The organism is Duganella violaceipulchra (assembly GCF_019166075.1).
Taxonomy (GTDB): Bacteria; Pseudomonadota; Gammaproteobacteria; order Burkholderiales; family Burkholderiaceae_D; genus Rugamonas; species Rugamonas violaceipulchra.
In genome coordinates this window covers 141,111-162,177 of record NZ_JAHTGR010000014.1, presented here as the reverse complement: position 1 = coordinate 162,177, position 21,067 = coordinate 141,111, and the positions used below count along the sequence as shown (strand labels likewise).

Sequence of the window (21,067 nt, the reverse complement as noted above, 5' to 3'; positions counted from 1 at the left end):
CTTGTTTAAAATTGATGGAACCACTTTGAACCCCATGCCGCATCCACCTTCCCCAACTTCCGATCTGCTAGCCCAGACATTGGCGCAATCCGGCTTCCATCCGCGCCTGCCGCAGCAGCGCCGTTTGTACGAGGCGGCCAAGAGCGCGATCCACCGCCAATTGCTGGCTGCGGGGAGCAAACTGCCGTCCAGCCGCGACCTGGCGCGCGACCTGGGGATCTCGCGCAACACGGTGATCGCCGCCTTCGAGCAGCTGGCGGCCGAGGGTTACGTCACCAGCCAGCTGGGAAGCGGCACCTACGTGGCGGACTTGCAGGCGCAGCGCGCCAGCATGCGCGGTTCCGGGCCGGCGCCGCGCGGATCAGCGCAGGGCCGCCCGGCGCGCTTGTCCCGGCGGGGACGCGAATTGACCAGCTTTGCCGCCGGTCCGCGCTTCGAGATCCAGCCTTTCGCGCCGGGCGAGGACGATTTCTCGTCCTTCCCGTTCAAGCTTTGGCAGCGGCTGCAAAACCGCATCTGGCGCGAGGCGCGCACCGAACTGCTAGACTACGGCCAGTCCGGCGGCCACCTGCCGCTGCGCCAGGCCATCACCGAGTACCTGCGCTTGTCGCGTTCCGTGAAGGTGACGGTGGACCAGGTGATGATCACGGCCGGCACCCAACAATCGCTGGACCTTTGCGCGCAGCTGCTGGCCGACGCCGGCGATACCGCCTGGGTCGAGGACCCCGGCTACTGGGGCGCGCGCCGCGTGTTCCAGTCGCGCGAGCTGAAGCTGCATCCGATCGCGGTAGACGACGACGGCATGGTGCTGACCGAGTCGGACCTGGCCACCAAGCCGCGCCTGATCTACGCCACGCCGTCGCACCAGTATCCTACCGGCTCGGTCATGAGCCTGGCCCGCCGGCGCGAGCTGCTTAGCATCGCCGTGCGCAAGGACGCATGGATACTGGAGGACGACTACGACAGCGAATTCCGCTACACCGGCCGCCCGCTGGCGGCGCTGCAAGGGCTGGACATCGACGACCGCGTGCTCTACATGGGCACCTTCTCCAAGGTGCTCTACCCCGGCATCAAGGTCGGCTATCTGGTGGTGCCACCGGCGCTGGTCGACGGCTTCAAGAGCGCGCTGTACGATCTTCAGCGGCCCGGCCAGCTGACGGTGCAGGCGGTGCTGGCGGACTTTATCGCGCTGGGCCACTTCACCACCCACATCCGCAAGATACGCCAGACCTACGGCGCCCGCCGCGAACTGCTGCGCCGCACGCTGGTGCAGCAGCTCGCGCCCCGGCTGCGCGGCAAGGTGACCATCTCCAGCGAGGAATCCGGCCTGCATCTGGTGGTCCAGCTGCCCGATGATGCAGATGACGTGGCGCTGGAAGCGACGGCCGCCGCGTTGGACATCCGCGTCAAGGCGCTCTCCACTTACTACCTCGCGCAGCCGACCAGGCGCGGTTTGCTGGTCGGCTACGCCTACTGCACGCCGGAGAAGATCAGCCACTACGGCCGCATCCTGGCGGACCTGATCGAGGCGGGAGTGCCAGCATGAAGCACATGCCTTGGCGAGATTTCTGCGCGCTGGTCAGCAGCATCGGCGTGGTCGGTTTGGGACTGGGCGCCACCATTCCACTGACGGCGCTGCGACTGGACCAGCGCGGCGTCGGCACCGACATCATCGGCATCATCACCGCCGCCAGCGCCTTCGGTATCTTGGCCGCCACACCCTTCGTTTCGCGCTGGGTGGCCCGCCACGGGCCGCGCGGCTGCATGACGGCCGCCATTGCTATCGGTGCGCTGTCCACCGGCTTGATGGAGGCGACCGACAACGTGCTGCTGTGGGGTGTGCTCCGTTTCGTGTTCGGCGCCTGCATGGGCGTGCTGTTCACCATTGGCGAGGCCTGGGTCAACCATCTTGCACCTGTCAATTCGCGCGGCCGGGTGGTGGCCATGTACACCACCGCGTTCACGCTGTTCCAGCTGATAGGCCCTGCGCTGGTGGCGGCACTAGAAGGCAAGGTCGCGTGGCCGTTCGCCGCCTGCGGCGCGCTATTCCTGCTCGCGCTGCCCGGCATGGCGTTGATCTCCAATGACGGCCAGGTCGAAGAAGACGAACCGCACGTCTCCTGGCGCGCGGTGCTGCCGCGCATGCCGATGATCGCCGTCGGCGCGGCCTTCTTCGCGCTGTTCGATACGCTGGCATTGAGCCTGTTGCCGCTGTACGCGATCCGCCAGGGCATGCTCACCGAACTGGCGCTGTTGTCGGCCACCGTGGTGCTGGTCGGCGACACCGCGCTGCAATTCGCCTTCGGCTGGCTGGCCGACCACGTGGGGCGCCGGCGCGTGCACACCGGTTGCGGCATCGCGGTGTGCGTGCTGCTGCCGCTGCTGCCTTTCGCGGCGGGCACGCCGTGGCTGTGGTGGATACTGCTGCTGATCCTGGGCGCTGTGGCGGGGGCGATCTACATGCTGTCGCTGGTGGCGTGCGGCGCACGCTTCCAGGGACAGTCGCTGGTCGCGGCCAGCGCGGTGGTCAATGCCAGCTGGGGTATCACCAGCAGTGGCGGGCCGCTGGTGACAGGCCTGTTGATGCAGAGCGCCGGCATCAATGCGTTACCGGCGGTGCTGTGGTGCGGCGCGGCGATCTTCGTCGCCTGCGCCTGGTGGGAGTACAAACAGGGCTACGTCGATTAGCCTTTGGCCGCGGCGGCGACCTGCTTCTGGCGCAGGCGTTCGCTGCGCGCCATGTAAAGGCTCGATGCGATCACGCCGATCGATACCACGAGGATGGTCAGCGCCGCCACCGCGTTCACGCGCGGGTCCAGGCCCAGGCGGGCGCGCGAGAAGATCACGATAGGCATCGTCGACGAACCGGGGCCGGACAGGAAGGCCGACAGCACCACGTCGTCCAGTGACAGAGTGAACGTCAGCAGCCACGCGGAACCCAGTGCCTGCGTGATGTTCGGCAGCGTCACCAGGAAGAACACCTGGTACGGACGGCAACCGAGATCCATCGCCGCTTCCTCCAGCGATTTGTTCATCTCCTGGAGGCGCGACTGCACCACCACCGCAGCATAGGCCATGCCCAGCAAGGTGTGGCCCAGCCAGATCGTCACCAGGCCGCGCTCCGGGAAGCCGAACGCCTTCTGCACCGACACCAGCATCAGCAGCAGCGACAGGCCGATGATCACCTCCGGCATCACCAGCGGCGCGCTGACCATGCCCGAAAACAGCGTGCGGCCGGCAAAGCGCTGGTAGCGGTTCAACACAAACGCCGCGAACGTTCCCAGTACCACCGAACTGCAAGCCGTCAACAGCGCGATGCGCAGCGACAGGCCAAAACCGCTGATGATCTCCGTATCCTCCATCAATGCCGCATACCACTGGGTCGAGAAGCCGCTCCACACCATGTCCTGGCGCGAGCTGTTAAACGAAAACACCACCAGCACCACGATCGGCAGGTAGAGGAACAGATAACCCAGCGACAGCCAGCCGCGCCCGAACCAGCGCTGCACGAAATTGGAATGTCCTTTCATGGGCGGTCCTCCTCTGCCTTGTATTTATTGAAGATCGCCATCGGCACCAGGATCAGCAGGATCACCACCACCGTCACCGAGGACGCCAGCGGCCAGTCGTTATTGGTGAAGAATTCGTCCCACAGCTGGCGGCCGATCATCAGCGTTTCCGGGCCGCCCAGCAGTTCCGGGATCACGTACTCGCCCACCGCCGGGATGAACACCAGCATGGTGCCGGCGATGATGCCGGACTTCGACAGCGGCACCGTGATGCGCCAGAAGGCCTGCAGCGGCGTCGCGCCCAAGTCGGCCGCAGCCTCCAGGAAGCGCAGGTCCATCTTCACCAGGTTGGCGTACAGCGGCAGGATCATGAACGGCAGGTAGGCGTAGACCATGCCGATGATCAGCGAGAACTGGGTATTCATCAGATGCAGCGGCTCCGTGATCGCGCCCACGCTGATCAGGAAGTGGTTCAAGATGCCGTTGTTGGCCAGGATGCCCTTCCATGCGTAGATGCGCAGCAGGAAGGAGGTCCAGAACGGCATCATCACCAGCATCAGCAGCACTGGCCGAACGGTCGGCTTGGCGCGTGCCATGAAGTAGGCGAACGGATAACCGATGATGAGGCACAGCGTGGCCGTGATGGCGGCAAACTTGATCGAGTTCAGGTAGGTCAGCGCATACAGCTCGTCCTGCGCGATGAACAGGTAGTTGGAGATCTTGACCTTGAGCGTGATGACGCCGTCTGCCATCGTCATCAAAGTGCCGAAGGGATTGCCGCCGGTGTCCGCCTCGGTGAAGCTGATGCGCATCACGATCAGGAACGGCACCAGGAAGGCCACCGTCAGCCACAGAAAAGGCACGGCGATCACCACGTTGCGGCCGGTGAGCCAACGCCCGGTCAGCAGGTTCTTGAGAAATTTCATGGCCGCTCCGCCTTAGCTGGTCAGCACGACGACGTCGGCGCCGTCCCACCAGGCGTAGACGCGCTGGTCGCGCTTGAGCGCCGAATCGTCGTGGCGGGCCGCGTTGGTGCGCGAGACCTTCAGCGCCATGCCGCTGTCGAGGCGCACGTGGTACAGCGTCTCGTTGCCGAAGTAGGCCATCGCCGTGATCACGCCCTGCACGCAGTTGTAGCCGTCCTCGCTGGCGTTGGCGCGCTGCGCCGCGGTCGGCGCCTCGGCCTGCACGGCGATTTTCTCGGGACGCACCGCCACCGACACCGGCATGCCCACCGTGCCGGTAATGCCGTGGGTGATGTAGTGGCGGCATTCCGTCGTGTCGACGATGACGTGGTCCGGCTCATCGATCGTCACGCTGCCGTTGAACATATTGACGCTGCCGATGAAGTCCGCGACGAAGCGGCAATTCGGCGTTTCGTAGATTTCGCCCGGCGCGCCCACTTGCAGGATGCGGCCTTCGCTCATCACGGCGATACGGGTCGCCATGCTCATGGCCTCGTCCTGGTCGTGGGTGACCATCACGCAGGTCACGCCGACTTCCTCGATGATGCCGACCAGCTCCATCTGCGTGCGTTCGCGCAGCTTCTTGTCCAATGCGCCCAGCGGCTCGTCCAGCAGCAGCAACTGCGGACGCTTGGCCAGGCTGCGCGCCAGCGCCACGCGCTGCTGCTGCCCGCCGGACAGCTGGTGCGGCTTGCGTTTGCCGTAGGCGCCCAGCTGCACCAGCGCCAGCATCTGTTCCACGCGGGCGGCGATTTCGTCTTTCGGCAGGCCGTCGCGGCGCAGGCCGAAGGCGATGTTGTCCCATACCGAAAGGTGCGGGAACAGCGCGTAGGACTGGAACATCATGTTGATCGGGCGCTCGTACGGCGGCACGCTGACGATGTCCTTGCCGGCCAACGTGATCTGGCCCTGGGTCGGCGTCTCGAAACCAGCCAACATGCGCAGCAGCGTGGACTTGCCGCAGCCGGAACTCCCCAGCAGCGCAAAGATCTCGCCCTTGTTGATCGCCACCGACACATCGTTGACGGCGCGGACGCCGTCGAATTCCTTAACCAGGTTGCGGATCAGCAGGAAGGGTTCTCGCTCTTGGGTCATGTTATTAAAATATAAATGATATTAATAATTTACTGGAATACGGGCCGACCGCAGGCCGCGCGCTTAGCCGAACCCGTGATTATAAATGACGAAATCACACATGCAACAGCAGGTGCTCCCGCTCCCACGGGCTGATGACGGTCATGAACTCCTGGTGTTCCAGTTCCTTGATCGCCGTGTAGACGTCGATGAAGCGCTCGCCCAGCACATCGCGCAGCCGGTCCTCGCGCCGCAGCAGTTCCAGCGCCTGCGGCAACCCCTGCGGCAGCTCGAACAAATGGTCGTAGGCGCTGGCGGTGGTCATCGGGGTCGGCTCCAGCTGGTCGACCAGGCCAAGGTAGCCGCAGGCCAGCGTCACCGCCATCGCCAGGTAGGGATTGGCGTCCGCGCCGATGATGCGGTTCTCCACCCGGCGCTGCTCGACGCCCGATATCGGAATGCGGAAGCCCACGGTACGGTTGTCGATGCCCCACTGGATGTTGATCGGCGCGGCCGTGTGGCGCACGATGCGGCGATAGGAGTTCACATACGGCGCCATGATCGCCATCACCGACGGCGTGTAGCGCTGCAAGCCGCCGATGTAGTGGCGGAAGTGGGCCGACGGCGAACCGTCCGCCGCGCTGAAGATATTGCGGCCGGTGGCGGCGTCGCTCACGCTCTGGTGCACATGCATCGCCGATCCGGGCTCGCCCGCCATCGGCTTGGCCATGAAGGTCGCGTACATGTCGTGCTTGAGCGCCGCCTCGCGCAAGGTGCGCTTGAAGTAGAAGACGTTGTCGGCCAGCGCCAGCGCGTCGCCGTGCTGGAAGTTGAGGCCCATCTGGCCGGCGCCGGTTTCGTGGATCAGCGTGTCGACGTCGAGATTCATCAGCGCGCAGTAGTCGTAGATGTCCTCGAACAGCGGATCGAATTCGTTGACGGCGTCGATGCTGTAGACCTGGCGGCTGGTTTCGGCGCGGCCGCTGCGGCCCACCGGCGCCTTCAGCGGCAGGTCGGGATCGATGTTCTTCTCGGTCAGGTAGAACTCCAGCTCCGGGCCCACCACCGGCGTCCACCCTTTGTCCGCATACAGCTTGAGCACGCGCCGCAGCACGGAGCGCGGGGCGAAATCGACCAGCGTGCCGTCGGCGAAGTAGCAGTCGTGGATCACCTGCGCGGTGGGGTCGATGGCCCAGGGGACGGTGGTGATGCTGCCGGGGTCCGCGCGCAGGATCATATCGCGGTCGGTGGAGGAGATGGCGCGGTCGTAGGCCGCGTTCTCGGCCGGGTAGTTGCCGGTGACGGTCATGCCCAGCACCGCCTCGGGGATGCGCATACCGCGCTCCTGGGTGAATTTGGCGCGCGGCAGGATCTTCCCGCGCGCCACGCCCGTCAAGTCGGGCACCAGGCATTCGATTTCAGTGACTCGGTTCTCATTGAGCCACTGGTCCATATCGGCATCGGAGAAATTTTCACGGATAGACATGTTCGCTCTCGGTAGTCATGATCAAGCGATCGATGGTCTAATTTACCATGTTTACAACCTTTCTTCCTCCGCCTCCACCCGAGTTTGCACAAGAATCTTTTTAATCTCCGGCACACAGGAGCCGCAATTGCCGCCCGCTTTCAGGCAGGCCGTCACTTCCGGCACCGTTTTCAGGTCCTTTTCGATGATGGCGCTGCAGATCGTGTTGCGGCCCACGCCGAAGCAGGAGCACACGGTAGGACCGGTATCGGCGCCCTTCTCGACCGGCATGCCGACCAGCAGGCCGACGCGGTCGATCTCGCTGAGTTCCTGCTTGACGAACAGGCTGGCCAGCCAGGCGCGCGACGGCATGTCCTGGCGCGGCGACAGGAAGATGCATTGTTCGATGCGGTCGTTCACCACGTGCACGGCGCGGTACACGCCGGCGGTGCGGTCTTCGTATTCGAGCCAGTCGGCGTCCAGGTCGGCCACGCCCAGCAGCTCGCGCGCCCAGCCGCCGAAGTCCTTGATGGTGTTGCGGCCGGCCAGTTCGTAGCGGGCGAATTCGCGGCCCTGGATGCGCGTCCAGTGGGCCACGCTGTCGAGGCTCATTTCGGTGCGGCTCAGGATGAAGCCATGCCAGTTCACGCGGAACTGCTCGATGCGCACCGGCGTGTGCTTGAATTCCGGCTCGCCGGAGACCGGATCGACCACCGGATTGACCAGGGCGCCAACGCGCGCATCGGACGAGGTCTGGCCCGACCAGTGGATGGGAATGAACACGCTGCCGCGCGGGATGCCGCCGCCGTGCTGCACGCGCGCCACCATCGCGCCCCATGCGGAGCTGACGCGCGCCAGTTCGCCCTCGCGCACGCCGTGCAGCAGCGCGTCCTGCGGATGGATGTCGACGAAGGATTCGGCGATGTGGTCGGCCAGCGTGGCGGATTTGCCGGTGCGCGTCATGGTGTGCCACTGGTCGCGCACGCGGCCGGTGTTGAGCGTCAGCGGAAAGTCTTCGCAAATGGCGTTGGCCGGAGCGCGCGTGGCGGTGGCGATGAAGCGCGCCTTGCCGTCGGCGTGGGCAAAGACGTTGTCCTTGAACAGGCGCGCCTCGACTTGCAGCTCGCCCGATGCGGTGCGGCGCACCGGCCACTGGGTCGGTTCCAGTTCGTCGTATTCGCGTTGATTGAGACCGGCCAGGCCGGACATGTCGAAGGCGCGCGGCACGTCGCCGATGGCGTTGCGGAAGCCGCTCAGGCGCGCATGTTCATCGAACACACCCTGGGCGCCGCAGAAATCGAAGCCGCCAAAGCCCATGCGCTGAGCGAACAGCGACAGGATCTTCCAGTCCGGCAGGGCTTCTCCAGGCGCCGGCAGGAAGGCGCGCTGGCGCGAAACACGGCGTTCGGAATTGGTGACGGTGCCGTCCTTTTCGCCCCAGCCCAGCGCCGGCAGCAGCACGTCGGCATAGGCGTTGGTGTCGGTGTTCTGCATGATGTCGGTGGCGACCACCAGCTCGCACTTTTCCAGCGCGCGCCGCACCTGGTCCGCGTCCGGCATGCTGACCATCGGATTGGTGGCGATCACCCACACTGCCTTGACCTTGCCCGCTTCAATCGCCTGGAACAGGTCGACCGCTTTCAGGCCAGGTTTGGCGGCGATGGCCGGCGAGTCCCAGAAGGTTTGCACCACTTCGCGATGATCGGCGCGGTCCAGGTCCATGTGCGCGGCCAGCATATTGGCCAGGCCGCCCACTTCACGGCCGCCCATCGCGTTCGGCTGTCCGGTGATCGAGAACGGACCCATGCCCGGCTTGCCGATACGGCCGCCGATCAGGTGGCAGTTGATGATGGCGTTGACCTTGTCGGTACCGGCCGACGACTGATTGACGCCCATCGAGAAGGCGGTGATGGTCTTGCGCGTGGCGGCGAACGATTCGTAGAACTCCATCAGCACCGGCAGTTCGATGCGGCAGATCTTCGCCACGGCGGCGGGATCGCTGCAATCGATGTTGGCCGTTTCCAGCGCCGCATCCAGCCCGTTGGTGTGGTGTCCGACAAACGCCGGATCGACCGCGCCGATGCGCGCCAGGTAGCTCAGCAAACCATTGAACAGCCACACATCGGTGCCCGCCTTGACCGGCAGGTGCAGGTCGGCCAGCTCGCAGGTGGCGGTACGGCGCGGATCGATGACGACGATCTTCATCTCCGGCCGGCTTTCCTTGGCCTTGAGGATGCGCTGGAACAGGATGGGATGGCACCACGCGGTGTTGGAGCCGACCAGCACCACCATGTCGGCCAGTTCCAGGTCGTCGTAGCACAGCGGCACCAGGTCTTCGCCGAAGGCGCGCTTGTAGCCGGCCACCGCCGACGACATGCACAGCCGCGAGTTGGTGTCGATATTGGCGCTGCCGACGTAGCCCTTCATTAGCTTATTGGCGACGTAGTAGTCCTCGGTCAGCAGCTGGCCGGAGACATACAGCGCCACCGCATCCGGGCCATGCTCGGCGATGATGGCGCGCCAGCCGTCGGCGACTTTATCCAGCGCGGCATCCCACGACACACGGCGCAAGCCGTCCGCATCGCGCAGTTGCGGATACAGCAGGCGGCCTTCCAGGCCTACCGTCTCGCCCAAGGCCGAGCCCTTGACGCACAAGCGGCCCTTGTTCGCAGGATGCAGCTTGTCGCCGACGATGGCGATCGTGCCGTCGGCCTTGGGCGTGGCCTGCACGCCGCAACCGACGCCGCAATAGGCGCAGGTGGTGCGTACTGCAAGATGGTCAGTGGACAGGTTCAAGATGCTTCTCGCTCAAATCATGCGGCGCGCGCGGAAAGCGCTTCGCCAAACAACAGGTTTTGCCGGATCGGCGTAATGTCGGTGCGGTTTTGAATCAGGTTGAAGTACCACGGGCCATCCTTGACATCGCCATACAGCACGGCGCCGGTCACGCGCCCGTCCTTCAACACCAGCCGCTTGTAGACGCCGCGCCGCGCGTCGCGCAGCACCAAGTCCTCGCTGCCTTCGCCGCCGACGAAATCGCCGACCGAGTACAGGTCCACGCCGGTTACTTTCAAACGCGTCGGCGATGTCTGCTGCACGTAGCGGCGCACGCCGGCGCCAGCCAGGTGGGCGCCGCAAACGCGCGCCTGGTCCCAGATCGGCGCCACCAGGCCGAAGGTCGCGCTGCGGTGCTGCACGCACTCGCCCACAGCATACACGCGCGGGTCGTAGGTTTGCAGCGTGTCGTCCACCACGATGGCGCGTTCGCAATGCAAGCCGGCCGACTTGGCCAGGTCGATATTCGGACGCACGCCGGCGGTCATCACCACCAGGTCGGCAGGGATCTCGCTGTTGTCCTTGAAACGCACCGCGCGCACGCGGTCCGGGCCGACGATTTCAGCGGTCTGGGCGTTCATCATGAACTTCAGCCCCTTGGCTTCCAGCGCTTTTTGCAGCAATAGCGCGGCGGGCTTGTCGAGCTGCTGGTTCATCAGCGCGTCGGTCACGTGGACCACGGTGACGGACATGCCCTGGCGTTGCAGGCCGTTGGCCGCTTCAAGACCCAGCAGGCCGCCGCCGATCACCACCGCGTGGCGGTGATTGCGCGCCATCGCCAGCATGGTCTCCACGTCCTGGATATCGCGGAAGGCCAGCACGCCGGGCAACTGGTGGCCTGGTACGGGAATGATGAAAGGCTTGGAACCGGTGGCGATCAACAGACGGTCGTAATGCACTTCCAGCCCGGAGCGCGCGCGCACGACCCGCTTGCGGCGGTCGATATGCTCGACCGGATCGCCGGCGTGCAGCGTGATGCCATGCTGGACGTACCATTCGCGCGTGTTGAGCATGATGTCTTCCATGCTCTTTTCGCCCGCCAGTACAGGCGACAGCAGGATGCGGTTGTAGTTACCGTGCGGCTCGGCGCCGAACACGGTGATGTCGTACATGTCCGGCGCCAGTTTGTACAGCTCCTCGACCGTACGCATGCCGGCCATGCCGTTGCCGATCACGACCAGCGAGGGTTTCACAGGCCTACCCAGACTTTGCCGCCGTCGATACGGGCGGGATAGATGCCGACCGAATGTTCCGGCGCTTCCAGGCACTCGCCCGTTTGCAGGTCGAAGTGCTGTTTGTAGATCGGCGAGGCGACCACGATGCGTTCGCCCAGGTTGCCCACCAGGCCGCGCGACAGCACGGAAGCTTCGGAATTCGGATCGTAGTTATCGATGGCGAACACGCGCGGGTTGCCGTCGTCCACATGGAACACGGCGACCTGCTGCTGGTTCAACAAGGCGCACACGCCGGTGTTGGGCACGATCTCGTCCAGGTTGCAGACGGCGATCCAGTTATCGGTTTGAATATCGCGATGCATAAAGTTCTCCTCAAGCTGCCTTGACTGCGATCGGAATCACGCGCTTGCGTTCTTCCACGGTGGCCGGACGAATCTGTCCGCGTTCTTCCATGAACAACACGTTCTCGTCGCCCTTTTCGCTGTTGACGAAGTGGCGGAAGCGCTTGCGGGTTTCTGGATTCTCGACGGCTTCCTTCCACTCGCATGCATAGGTGTCGACTACGTGCTGCATGTCGGCTTCCAGCTCGGCGCCGATGCCCAGTTTGTCGTTGACGACGACTTGCTTCAGGTAATCCAGGCCGCCTTCCAGGTTCTCGCGCCATACGCTGGTGCGTTGCAGGCGGTCGCCGGTGCGGGTGTAGAACATCAGGAAGCGGTCGATGTATTTGATCAGCGTGGCCTTGTCCAGGTCCGTCGCCAGCAGTTCGGCGTGGCGCGGCTTCATGCCGCCGTTGCCGCACACGTACATGTTCCAGCCTTTTTCGGTGGCGATCACGCCCACGTCCTTGCCCTGTGCTTCGGCGCATTCGCGGGTGCAGCCGGATACGCCGAACTTGATCTTGTGCGGCGTGCGCAGGCCTTTGTAGCGGTTTTCCAGTTCAATCGCCAGGCCGATGGAGTCGTCGACGCCGTAACGGCACCAGGTCGAACCAACGCAGGACTTCACCGTGCGCAGCGACTTGCCGTAGGCGTGGCCGGATTCGAAGCCGGCGGCGATCAGCTCTTCCCAGATCAGCGGCAGCTGCTCGACGCGCGCGCCGAACAGGTCGACGCGGGCGCCGCCGGTGATCTTGGTGTACAGCTGGTACTTCTTGGCGACCATGCCGACCGCGATCAGGCCGTCGGCCGTGACTTCGCCGCCCGGCATGCGCGGCACCACCGAGTAGGTGCCGTCCTTCTGGATATTGCCGAGGAAGTAGTCGTTGGTGTCCTGCAGGCTGGCGTGTTCCTTCTTCAGCACGAAGTCGTTCCACACCGACGCCAGGATGCTGGCCGCCAGCGGTTTGCAGACGTCGCAACCGAGACCCTTGCCGTGTTTGGCCAACAGGTCGCCGAAGCTCTTGATCTGGCCGACTTTGATCAGGTGGAACAGCTCCTGGCGCGAATATGCGAAGTGTTCGCACACGTGGTTGTTGACGGCCATGCCGAGCTTTTTCATCTCGGCCTTCATCACCTGCGTCACTAATGGCACGCAGCCGCCGCAGGAGGTGCCGGCGTTGGTGCAGCTTTTCAGTTCGCCGATGCTGGTGGCGCCGCCGGCCACCGCTGCGCACAGCGCGCCTTTCGAGACGTCGTTGCAGGAGCAGATCTGCGCGCCTTCCGGCAGCGCGTCCACACCCAGGCCAGGCTTGGCCGCGCCGTCCGATTGCGGCAGGATCAGGAACTCCGGCGATTCCGGCAGTTCGATTTTGTTCAACATCATTTGCAGCAAGGTGCCGTATTCGCTGGCGTCGCCCACCATCACGCCGCCCAGCAGGTACTTGCCGCAGTCGGATACGACGATCTTCTTGTAGATCTGTTTGCGCTCGTCGGTGAACTGGTAGGAGCGGCTGCCTTCGACCTTGCCGTGCGGGTCGCCGATGCTGGCCACGTCCACGCCCATCAGCTTCAATTTGGTGCTCATGTCGGCGCCGGCGAATTCCGCCGCTTCGCCCAGCATGTGCTTGGCCGCGACGCGCGCCATCTCATAGCCCGGCGCCACCAGGCCGAAGATCAAGCCGCCCCACAGCGCGCATTCGCCAATGGCGTAGACGTCAGGGTCGGAGGTGACGCAGTTGTTGTTGATCTCGATGCCGCCGCGCGGACCGATGGCCAGGCCGCTCTCGCGGGCCAGCATGTCGCGCGGGCGGATACCGGCCGAGAACACGATCATGTCCGCATCCAGGTGGCCGCCGTCGGCGAACTCCATGCGGTGCGTGCCATCGACGCCGTCGACGATGGCGGTGGTGTTTTTGCCCGTGTGGACGGTCACGCCCAGTTCTTCGATTTTCCGGCGCAGCACGCGCGCGCCGCCGTCGTCCACCTGCACCGCCATCAGGCGCGGCGAGAATTCGACCACGTGGGTATCGAGCTTCATGTCACGCAGCGCCTTGGCGCATTCGAGGCCCAGCAGGCCGCCGCCGATAACGACGCCGGTCTTGGAGCGCTTGCCGCATTCGAGCATCGCTTCCAGGTCTTCGATGGTGCGGTAGACGAAGCAGTCCTTGCGCTCCTTGCCCGGCAGTGGCGGCACGAACGGGAACGAGCCGGTGGCGATCACCAGCTTGTCGTAGTCCAGCACATTGCCGTCGGCGGTGGTGACGGTCTTGCGGGCAGTGTCGATCTGGGTGGCGCGAGTGTTCAGGCGCAGCACCATGTCGTCGCGCTCGAAGAAGCCTGGCTTCACCAGCGACAGGTCTTCCGCCGATTTACCGGAAAAGAATTCGGACAGGTGCACGCGGTCATAGGCGGGACGCGGCTCTTCGCACAGCACCGTCACCTGCAGATTGGCGGCGCCACTGTTGGCCAGGCTCTCCAGGAATTTGTGGCCAACCATGCCGTGGCCGATAACGATAATCTTCATGATGTCCTCTTAGGCTGCCAGCTCGGCGGCGGTTGCGGTTTCTTCGACGGCGCTGCTGCTGAAGCGGGCCGCCAGTGCGCACAGCGCGGATGCGGCGACGACGATGCCGAGTATGCTCAGGGTCTGCTGCACGTTGCCCAGGCCCTTCATCAGGAAGCCCGCAGCCACGGCGCCAACGTTGCCACCGGCGCCGATGATGCCGGCCACGCCGCCCAGGGCGCGCTTGTCGACGAAAGGCACGATGGCGTAGGTCGCGCCGCAAGCCATGTGGGTGAACAGGCCGAAGACCAGCATGGCGCCGATTGCCAGTGCTGCGGTGCCGGCGTTGGCGAACAACAGCAGGCCGGCGCCTTCGCCCAGCATCAACACGAACAGCAGCGTGACGCGGTTATTCAGGTTGCCGGCGGCGGCGAATTTATCCGACACCCAGCCGCCCAGCGCACGGGCGAACAGCGCCAGCAGGCCAAAGCTGCCCGCCGCCATGCCGGCTTGGGGCAGCGTCAGTTTGAAGTGGTCGACGTAGTAGATCGCGGCGATGTTGTGGATGAAGATCTCGATGCCGAAGCAGGCGCCGTAGGTGATGAACAGCATCCATACGCGGTAATTGGTGGAGGCCAGCTTGAAACTATCCCAGCCACCTTTTTTTCCGCCGTCGATGGTGATGCCAGCCGCGCGCAGTTCGCTGAAGTTCCCTTGCGGGCAGTCCTGCGTGAAGCGATAGTAGACGCCGGCCATGACGATCATCAGCACGCCCGGCACCAGCAGCGCGGCGCGCCAGCCGTAGGTTTCGCTCACGCCCAGCATGACCATGGCGGTCATCAGCAGCGGCATCACGGCTTGCGCCACACCGCCGCCGGCATTGCCCCAGCCTGCGGCGGCGGCGTTGGCGGTGCCCACCACCTTAGGCGCGAACATCACCGAGGTATGGTATTGCGTGATGACGAAGCTGGCGCCGGCCGCGCCGATACCAAGGCGGAACAGCAGGAAGCTCTCGTAGCTCTGCGCGAAGGCGACGCCGATCACCGGGATGGAACCCAGCAGCAGCAAGCCCGTATAGGTTTTGCGCGGACCGAAATGGTCGCACAGGGGACCGACCACCAGCCGCACGAGGATGGTGATGGCGACGGCGGCGATGTTGATGTTGGCGATCTGCGCGACGCTCAGGCCGAATTCACCTTTAATCACCGGCATCAGCGGTGCGCAGGCAAACCAGGCGAAGAAGCAGACGAAGAACGCCATCCAGGTCAAGTGGAACGCCCGCATCTGAGGCGTTGAAATCGAAAAGAGCTTGATGCTGGTAGCTTTGGTGGCCATTTATTATCCCGTTCAGAAAACAAAAAGGCGCCCGCACAACCAAGGTCACCTAAGACCAGGTTGGGCGGACGCCGTTGTCCTGCCGCCCCGTCTTTGGGTCGGCGGTTGTATTCGGGGGGATCGCCGTTGATCCCTTATCCTCTGTACTGCAAGAGCCGTGCCAGACCGTGGAAGGCCTGATTGCCGGGGGAGCGGGCCGCAGCGGGCCTAGTTTGCACGGGCGCCGTGCTATGTTGCGGTGCACGATGCACGCTATCGGTGCGCACCAACGGTGCGTACCAAATAAGGGAGGGTCAAGTCTGACATTCGGACACGAGCGCTACCGTAACCACCGCTACGGTAGCGCTCGTGTCCGAATGTCAGACTTGACCCCCTTGTTTTTCAAGCAATGGCGCGGGCTGGTTCGATCAGCGATTGCCAGTCGTCCGCGCAACGCACCACGTCGCCGACGACGATGATGCTTGGGCTGCCAAGGCCGCTGTCGCGCAATGCTTGCGGCAGTTGGCCCAGTGTGGTCAGCAACTGCCGCTGGTTGTCGCGCGTGGCCGATTGCACCACCGCCACCGGCGTATCGGCCGCCGCGCCGCCGGCCAGCAAGCCGGCCTGGATCGCATCCACGCGGGCCACGCCCATGTAGATCACCAGCGTCAGGCCGCTCTGCGCCAGCGCTTTCCATTCGGGTTCGGACTCCGCGTCCTTGCCATGGCCAGTGACGAAGGTCACGCCCTGGCTCCACGAGCGGTGCGTCAAAGGTATGCCGATGCTGCTCGGCGCGGCCAGGCCGCTGCTGATGCCCGGCACCACCTCGACCTCGATGCCGTGCGCGCGCAGCGATGCGCGCTCTTCGCCGCCACGGCCGAACATATACGGATCGCCGCCCTTGAGCCGCACCACGCGATGCCCCGCGCGCGCTTCGGCGATCATCAGCCGCTCGATGAATTCCTGCGGCGTGGAGGCGCAGCCGCCACGCTTGCCGACCTGGATCACCCGCGCGGTGGACGGCGCGAAGCTGAGTATCTCCGGGTTGACCAGGTCATCGATCAGCACCACGTCGGCACGCTCGATGGCGCGGACAGCCTTTAACGTCAACAGTTCCGGATCGCCGGGGCCGGCGCCTACCAGGGTTACGTTGCCCATCATCTTCTCCTCAACCTGCGGCGGCCAGCGCCGCGTTGACCATTTCATCAATCTCGCCGGTGATGTTGGACAGTACGCCCGCCACCACCGAGAATTCCTTGCCTGCGTGCCCCGCCCGCGCCGCGACGATGCGCGCATTGAAGGCCACCATGCGCGCCTGGCGGTTGATCGTGTCGATATCGGTGATCACGTCGCGCAGCTGCTTGCGCACCAGGCGCGCATTCAGCTTGGCCTGCTCTTCGTAGATGCTGGTGATCGTATTGAGGATCGCCAGCGTCGGCGTGGTGATGCGCACCAGTTCCGCCAGCAGCTCCGCGCCACGCGGCGAACCCTGTTCGATCGCCTGCAGGGCGCGCTCGCCCAGGTCGGCAAAGGCGGCGATCTGACGGTCGCCATCGAGCTTGCCGAAGTAGGCCTGGTGCAGCTCGGTACAGAACACGCCCGGCAAGCCATCCTTCTCGGCCAGCAGGGACTTGTGGGCGCCACGGAACAGCGCCAGCGCCTCCTGCGCGACAGCCACACCCTCCGCCTGCCCTTGCGACGCCAGCAGCGCATACAGCACGATGCGCTGCGACGTGAAGCGGCGCCGGCCCGACAGGTTGATCAAGGCGCCGAACATTTCGCCGGTCAGCGCTTTCTTGGCGGCGCCTTCCGGCGCCATCGGGGGTGTGGTCATGTCCATCAGGCGGCTTCCTTCGTGGGGTGGGCTTGTTTGCGATACAAGAACTCCAGCACTGCGGTGCGGTACTCGGAATAACGCGCATCCTGCGCCAGCGCCACGCGGTCGCGCGGACGGTCCAGCTGCACGTCGACGATTTCGCCGATGGTCGCCGCCGGGCCGTTGGTCATCATGACGATGCGGTCGGACAGCAGCACCGCTTCGTCCACATCGTGCGTGACCATCACCACCGTCGACTTGGTGGCGGCGACGATCTTCAGCAGCTCGTCCTGCAGGTGCGCGCGGGTCAGCGCATCGAGCGCGCCGAAGGGTTCATCCATCAGCAGCACTTTCGGCTCCATCGCCAGCGCGCGGGCGATGCCGACGCGCTGCTTCATGCCGCCCGAGATTTCATGCGGGCGCTTGGACTCCGCAGCCGTCAGGCCCACCAGCGCCAACGCCTGCATGGTGCGCTCGCGCAGCTGGATGCGCGACTCGGTCTTACCGAACACCCGCTCCACGCCGAGGTGGATGTTTTCGTAGCAGGTCAACCAGGGCAGCAGCGAATGGTTCTGGAACACCACCGAGCGCTCCGGCGACGGCCCGGCGATCTCGCGGTTGGCGCACAACAGCACGCCGTCCGTGGGCTTGAGCAGGCCGGCGATCAGGTTCAGCAAGGTCGATTTGCCGCAACCCGAGTGGCCGATCAGCGTGATGAACTCTCCCTTGCGCACCGTCAGGTCGATCTCGCGCAGCGCGTGGAACACGCCCTTCCGGGTATGGAACACCATCTCCACGCCTTCGATATCGATGAATTTTGGCTCGTCCATGATCGTGGTCCTTTAGTTGGATACTTGTTCGTAGGTGAAGGCGCGGGCCAGCGCCATCAGCGCCTGCTCCAGCATCAGGCCAACCACGCCGATGGCGACGATGGCGATGATGATGTGCGGGACATTGAGGTTGTTCCACTCGTCCCACACCCAGAAGCCGATGCCCACCCCGCCGGTCAGCATTTCCGCCGCGACGATCACCAGCCACGCGGTGCCGATCGACAGCCGCACGCCGGTCAGGATGTAGGGCAGCGCGGACGGCAGCAGGATCTTGGTCAGCACCTTCCATTCCGACAGGTTCAGCACCTTGGCCACGTTCATGTAATCCTGCGGCACGCGCTGTACGCCGACGGCGGTGTTGATGATCATCGGCCAGATCGAGCAGATGAAGATCGACCAGATGGCGGCAGGGTTGGCGGACTTGAACACCAGCAGCCCGATAGGCAGCCAGGCCAGCGGCGACACCGGCTTGAGCAGGCTGATAATCGGCCCGAACATGCTGCCGACGAACTGCACGCGGCCGATCAGGAAGCCCAGCGGAATGCCCACCAGCGCCGCCAAGCCGAAGCCCACCGCCACCCGCTGCAGGGACGCCAGGATGTTCCAGCCTATGCCCTGGTCATTCGGGCTTTTGCTGTAGAACGGATCTGAGAACAGCTTGATCGCTTCCTGCAAGGTCGTCATCGGCGTCGGGAAGCTGGCGTTCTTGATGGTGATGATCTGCCAGACCAGCACCAGCAGCGCGGCGCCCAGCAAGGGCGCGACGATCTTCATCACCGTGGCCGACACCTGCTGCCGCACGCGCGACGTCGAGTTGGCGGCCAGCGGACGACGCGGACGGCGCACCGCAGCCGGTGTCTCTATTGGCGCGGCGCTTTCGGGTTTGAGCATGGCGTTCATGGCATTCCCCTATCAGGCTTTGATTTTGAACGAGGCGGCGAACGCTTTCGGGTTCTTGCCGTCCCATACGGAACCATCCATCAGCTTCGAGGTGCGCAGCGGGCTTTTCGGCACCGGCGTCTTGGTCATCGCCGCGGCGTCCTTGTACAGGTCGATCTGGTTGACCGAGGTGGCCACGGCCAGGTAGTCCGGATCGTCCTTCAGCAGACCCCAGCGGCGGTGCTGCGTCATGAACCACATGCCGTCCGACAGGTACGGGAAGTTGACCGCGCCGTCGTTGTAGAACTTCATGTAGTTCTGGTCGTCCCAGGTCTTGCCCAGGCCATTCTGGTAGCGGCCCATGATGCGCTGGTCGATCGCGTCCTTGCTGGTGTTGACGTAGGACTTGTCGGCGATGACCTCGGCCATCTTGTTCTTGTTGGCCAGCGAGGCGTCGATCCATTTGCCGGCGTCGAGGATGGCGGCCATCATCGCGCGGCAGGTGTTCGGATACTTCTTGGCGAATTCCAGCGTCGAGCCGAGCACCTTTTCCGGATGGTCCTTCCAGATGTCCTGCGTCGTGGTGGCGGTGATGCCGACGCCGTCCATGATGGCGCGGTGGCCCCACGGTTCGCCCACGCAGAAGCCGTCCATGTTCCCGACCCGCATATTGGCCACCATCTGCGGCGGCGGCACGGTGATGACCTTGGCGTCCTTCATCGGATTGATGCCGTTGGCGGCCAGCCAGTAGTAGAGCCACATCGCGTGGGTGCCGGTCGGGAAGGTCTGGGCGAAGGTGTATTCGCGCTTGTCGGTCTGCATCAGCTTGGCCAGCGACGCGCCGTCGACGGCGCCCTTGTCGGCCAGCTTCTTCGACAGCGTGATGGCCTGGCCGTTGTTGTTCAGGCCCATCAGCACCGCCATGTCCTTCTTCTGGCCGCCGATGCCCATCTGCACGCCGTAAAGCAGGCCATACAGCACATGGGCCGCGTCCAGATCGCCGTTGGCCAGCTTGTCGCGCACGCCGGCCCAGGAAGCCTCTTTGCTCAGCACGAATTTGACGCCGTATTTCTTGTCGAAGCCCAGCACCGAGGCCATCACCACCGACGCGCAGTCGGTCAGCGGAATGAAGCCGATCTTGATTTCTTCCTTCTCCGGCTTGTCCGAACCCGCCGCCCACACCCCACCCGTTGCCAATCCCAACATGCTTCCCCCCGCTACCAGGCCTGCGCCATGAATGATTTGCCGACGCTTGGTGTTCACAGTGTCGGATGGCAGGTCGTTGCCCGCTTTTGGTTCTTCATATTCCATCGCAAATCCCTCATGTAGTCAGCAAGACAAAACGGCAAAAAAAAAGTCTACCCAACATGAACGGATTCATGAGTGTAGACGTCGTTGTCTGGTGGACCTCACCGCCGTTGGCGAGGTACAGCAAGCGCATCGTTGCGCTTGCCTACAAGCTATGCAATGTCTGTGCCAGCAAGTTTACAGAGGAAGAAAGCGGGAATCGGGCGGATGACAGCGCCGTGCGATGGCGCAGAAAACGCACTGCTATTGCGCAGCGCATCATTTTGGACGGGATTTAGCCGAGCAGGTCTTCGACGTCGAGGATGCGCTGGGCCACCTCGGACAGCTTGAGGTTCTTGCTCATCGCCATGCTGCGCAGCTTTTGAAAGGCTTGCTCTTCGGTGAAACCTTGGCGTTCCATCAACAGGCCCTTGGCGCGTTCGATGATCTTGCGTTCGGCCAGCTTGCTCTTGGTGTCGGACAGCTCGTCCAGCAGCTTCTGCTCGCGCTTGAAGCGCGCCAGCGCCACCTGCAGCACCGGCTTGATGCGGTCGCTCTGCAGGCCGGCCACGATGTAGGCCGACACGCCGGCCGCCATGGCGGCCTCCATGCTCTCGGTGTCGTCGCTCTCGGTGAACATGACGATGGGACGGCGCTCGTCGCGGGTGGCGATGACGATGTGCTCCAGCACGTCGCGGGCGTCGGATTCGGCGTCGACGATGATCATGTCGGGTTGCAGCTGTGCTATGCGCTCGGGCAAATACATGTCCGGCGGCAGCGAAGCGATGATGTCGTAGCCCGCTTCGAGCAAGCCGATGCGCAACGCGCGGGCGCGCTCGGCCTGTGCACGCAGCGCTTCGTCATCCTCGTCGCCGGCGTGGATGATGGTGTTGACGACCACTATGCGTAAATGTTTCATGGTCATGCGGAGTATTGGAGTTGGTTCATGACGCTTATGCAAGCAAGAATCAATCCATTCTACGGCACAAAGCCGCTGTCCTGCCAGCGATTGCGGTCCGCCGCCAACGGTGCGGC

General features: G+C 64.3%; 17 protein-coding genes. 2 read left to right on the top strand and 15 right to left on the bottom strand.

Going from position 1 to position 21,067, the window contains the following annotated elements; translation table 11 throughout:
* Positions 1 to 34: 34 nt before the first annotated feature.
* Both pdxR and KVP70_RS24070 read left to right on the top strand, forming a co-directional pair.
* Entirely contained in the window at positions 35 to 1,546 is a 1,512-nt protein-coding gene (gene pdxR / locus KVP70_RS24075) for a MocR-like pyridoxine biosynthesis transcription factor PdxR (RefSeq protein ID WP_217944971.1), read from the top strand.
* On the top strand, positions 1,543 to 2,688 hold the full coding sequence (locus KVP70_RS24070) for an MFS transporter (protein ID WP_217944970.1): 1,146 nt from the start codon (positions 1,543 to 1,545) through the stop codon (positions 2,686 to 2,688). Before pdxR ends, KVP70_RS24070 begins: the two co-directional genes overlap by 4 nt.
* Here the strand turns inward: KVP70_RS24070 and KVP70_RS24065 are convergent.
* The 15 genes from KVP70_RS24065 to KVP70_RS23995 form a co-directional block, all read right to left on the bottom strand.
* The gene (locus KVP70_RS24065; RefSeq protein ID WP_116992094.1) at positions 2,685 to 3,530 is read right to left on the bottom strand and encodes an ABC transporter permease; all 846 of its coding nucleotides are present in this window, start codon (positions 3,528 to 3,530) and stop codon (positions 2,685 to 2,687) included. The genes KVP70_RS24070 and KVP70_RS24065 overlap by 4 nt on opposite strands.
* Entirely contained in the window at positions 3,527 to 4,435 is a 909-nt protein-coding gene (locus tag KVP70_RS24060) for an ABC transporter permease subunit (protein WP_217944969.1), read from the bottom strand. Before KVP70_RS24060 ends, KVP70_RS24065 begins: the two co-directional genes overlap by 4 nt.
* A gap of 12 nt (positions 4,436 to 4,447) precedes the next feature.
* Positions 4,448 to 5,569 carry an ABC transporter ATP-binding protein gene (locus KVP70_RS24055; RefSeq protein WP_217944968.1) on the bottom strand — a complete coding sequence of 374 codons (1,122 nt, stop codon included), beginning with the start codon at positions 5,567 to 5,569 and terminating at the stop codon, positions 4,448 to 4,450.
* A gap of 94 nt (positions 5,570 to 5,663) precedes the next feature.
* Complete coding sequence (locus KVP70_RS24050; RefSeq protein ID WP_217944967.1) at positions 5,664 to 7,034, bottom strand: glutamine synthetase family protein; 1,371 nt, start codon at positions 7,032 to 7,034, stop codon at positions 5,664 to 5,666.
* A 51-nt stretch (positions 7,035 to 7,085) separates the two neighbouring features.
* Positions 7,086 to 9,809: a nitrate reductase gene (locus KVP70_RS24045; RefSeq protein WP_217944966.1), complete on the bottom strand. Its 2,724-nt coding sequence runs from the start codon at positions 9,807 to 9,809 to the stop codon at positions 7,086 to 7,088.
* A 17-nt stretch (positions 9,810 to 9,826) separates the two neighbouring features.
* Positions 9,827 to 11,041: an NAD(P)/FAD-dependent oxidoreductase gene (locus KVP70_RS24040; protein WP_217944965.1), complete on the bottom strand. Its 1,215-nt coding sequence runs from the start codon at positions 11,039 to 11,041 to the stop codon at positions 9,827 to 9,829.
* Positions 11,038 to 11,385 (bottom strand): nitrite reductase small subunit NirD, encoded by a 348-nt coding sequence (gene nirD / locus KVP70_RS24035; RefSeq protein ID WP_217944964.1) that lies wholly within the window; start codon positions 11,383 to 11,385, stop codon positions 11,038 to 11,040. The genes KVP70_RS24040 and nirD overlap by 4 nt, the downstream gene beginning before the upstream one ends.
* 10 nt (positions 11,386 to 11,395) lie before the next feature.
* Positions 11,396 to 13,927: a nitrite reductase large subunit NirB gene (nirB, locus tag KVP70_RS24030; protein WP_217944963.1), complete on the bottom strand. Its 2,532-nt coding sequence runs from the start codon at positions 13,925 to 13,927 to the stop codon at positions 11,396 to 11,398.
* 9 nt (positions 13,928 to 13,936) lie between these two features.
* Positions 13,937 to 15,241 carry an MFS transporter gene (locus tag KVP70_RS24025; RefSeq protein WP_217944962.1) on the bottom strand — a complete coding sequence of 435 codons (1,305 nt, stop codon included), beginning with the start codon at positions 15,239 to 15,241 and terminating at the stop codon, positions 13,937 to 13,939.
* Between the two features lie 381 nt (positions 15,242 to 15,622).
* Positions 15,623 to 16,378, bottom strand: a complete 756-nt coding sequence (cobA, locus tag KVP70_RS24020; RefSeq protein WP_217945034.1) for a uroporphyrinogen-III C-methyltransferase — start codon at positions 16,376 to 16,378, stop codon at positions 15,623 to 15,625.
* Between the two features lie 10 nt (positions 16,379 to 16,388).
* A complete protein-coding gene (locus KVP70_RS24015; protein WP_229225056.1) occupies positions 16,389 to 17,060 on the bottom strand; it encodes a methyl-accepting chemotaxis protein in 672 nt (223 codons plus the stop codon).
* Positions 17,060 to 17,866, bottom strand: a complete 807-nt coding sequence (locus KVP70_RS24010) for an ABC transporter ATP-binding protein (protein WP_217944961.1) — start codon at positions 17,864 to 17,866, stop codon at positions 17,060 to 17,062. The genes KVP70_RS24015 and KVP70_RS24010 overlap by 1 nt, the downstream gene beginning before the upstream one ends.
* 12 nt (positions 17,867 to 17,878) lie before the next feature.
* Entirely contained in the window at positions 17,879 to 18,766 is an 888-nt protein-coding gene (gene ntrB / locus KVP70_RS24005) for a nitrate ABC transporter permease (RefSeq protein ID WP_217944960.1), read from the bottom strand.
* 12 nt (positions 18,767 to 18,778) lie between these two features.
* Positions 18,779 to 19,951: a CmpA/NrtA family ABC transporter substrate-binding protein gene (locus KVP70_RS24000; protein WP_217944959.1), complete on the bottom strand. Its 1,173-nt coding sequence runs from the start codon at positions 19,949 to 19,951 to the stop codon at positions 18,779 to 18,781.
* Between the two features lie 376 nt (positions 19,952 to 20,327).
* Positions 20,328 to 20,951, bottom strand: coding sequence for an ANTAR domain-containing response regulator (locus KVP70_RS23995; RefSeq protein WP_217944958.1), 624 nt, complete (start codon positions 20,949 to 20,951; stop codon positions 20,328 to 20,330).
* Between the last annotated feature and the right edge of the window lie 116 nt (positions 20,952 to 21,067).

Coding starts and splice junctions, on each gene's coding strand:
- pdxR (WP_217944971.1), top strand. CDS start 35: ATGCCGCATCCACCTTCCCCAACTTCCGATCTGCTAGCCCAGACATTG.
- KVP70_RS24070 (WP_217944970.1), top strand. CDS start 1,543: ATGAAGCACATGCCTTGGCGAGATTTCTGCGCGCTGGTCAGCAGCATC.
- KVP70_RS24065 (WP_116992094.1), bottom strand. CDS start 3,530: ATGAAAGGACATTCCAATTTCGTGCAGCGCTGGTTCGGGCGCGGCTGG.
- KVP70_RS24060 (WP_217944969.1), bottom strand. CDS start 4,435: ATGAAATTTCTCAAGAACCTGCTGACCGGGCGTTGGCTCACCGGCCGC.
- KVP70_RS24055 (WP_217944968.1), bottom strand. CDS start 5,569: ATGACCCAAGAGCGAGAACCCTTCCTGCTGATCCGCAACCTGGTTAAG.
- KVP70_RS24050 (WP_217944967.1), bottom strand. CDS start 7,034: ATGTCTATCCGTGAAAATTTCTCCGATGCCGATATGGACCAGTGGCTC.
- nirD (WP_217944964.1), bottom strand. CDS start 11,385: ATGCATCGCGATATTCAAACCGATAACTGGATCGCCGTCTGCAACCTG.
- nirB (WP_217944963.1), bottom strand. CDS start 13,927: ATGAAGATTATCGTTATCGGCCACGGCATGGTTGGCCACAAATTCCTG.
- KVP70_RS24025 (WP_217944962.1), bottom strand. CDS start 15,241: ATGGCCACCAAAGCTACCAGCATCAAGCTCTTTTCGATTTCAACGCCT.
- cobA (WP_217945034.1), bottom strand. CDS start 16,378: ATGGGCAACGTAACCCTGGTAGGCGCCGGCCCCGGCGATCCGGAACTG.
- KVP70_RS24015 (WP_229225056.1), bottom strand. CDS start 17,060: ATGGACATGACCACACCCCCGATGGCGCCGGAAGGCGCCGCCAAGAAA.
- KVP70_RS24010 (WP_217944961.1), bottom strand. CDS start 17,866: ATGGACGAGCCAAAATTCATCGATATCGAAGGCGTGGAGATGGTGTTC.
- ntrB (WP_217944960.1), bottom strand. CDS start 18,766: ATGAACGCCATGCTCAAACCCGAAAGCGCCGCGCCAATAGAGACACCG.
- KVP70_RS24000 (WP_217944959.1), bottom strand. CDS start 19,951: ATGTTGGGATTGGCAACGGGTGGGGTGTGGGCGGCGGGTTCGGACAAG.
- KVP70_RS23995 (WP_217944958.1), bottom strand. CDS start 20,951: ATGAAACATTTACGCATAGTGGTCGTCAACACCATCATCCACGCCGGC.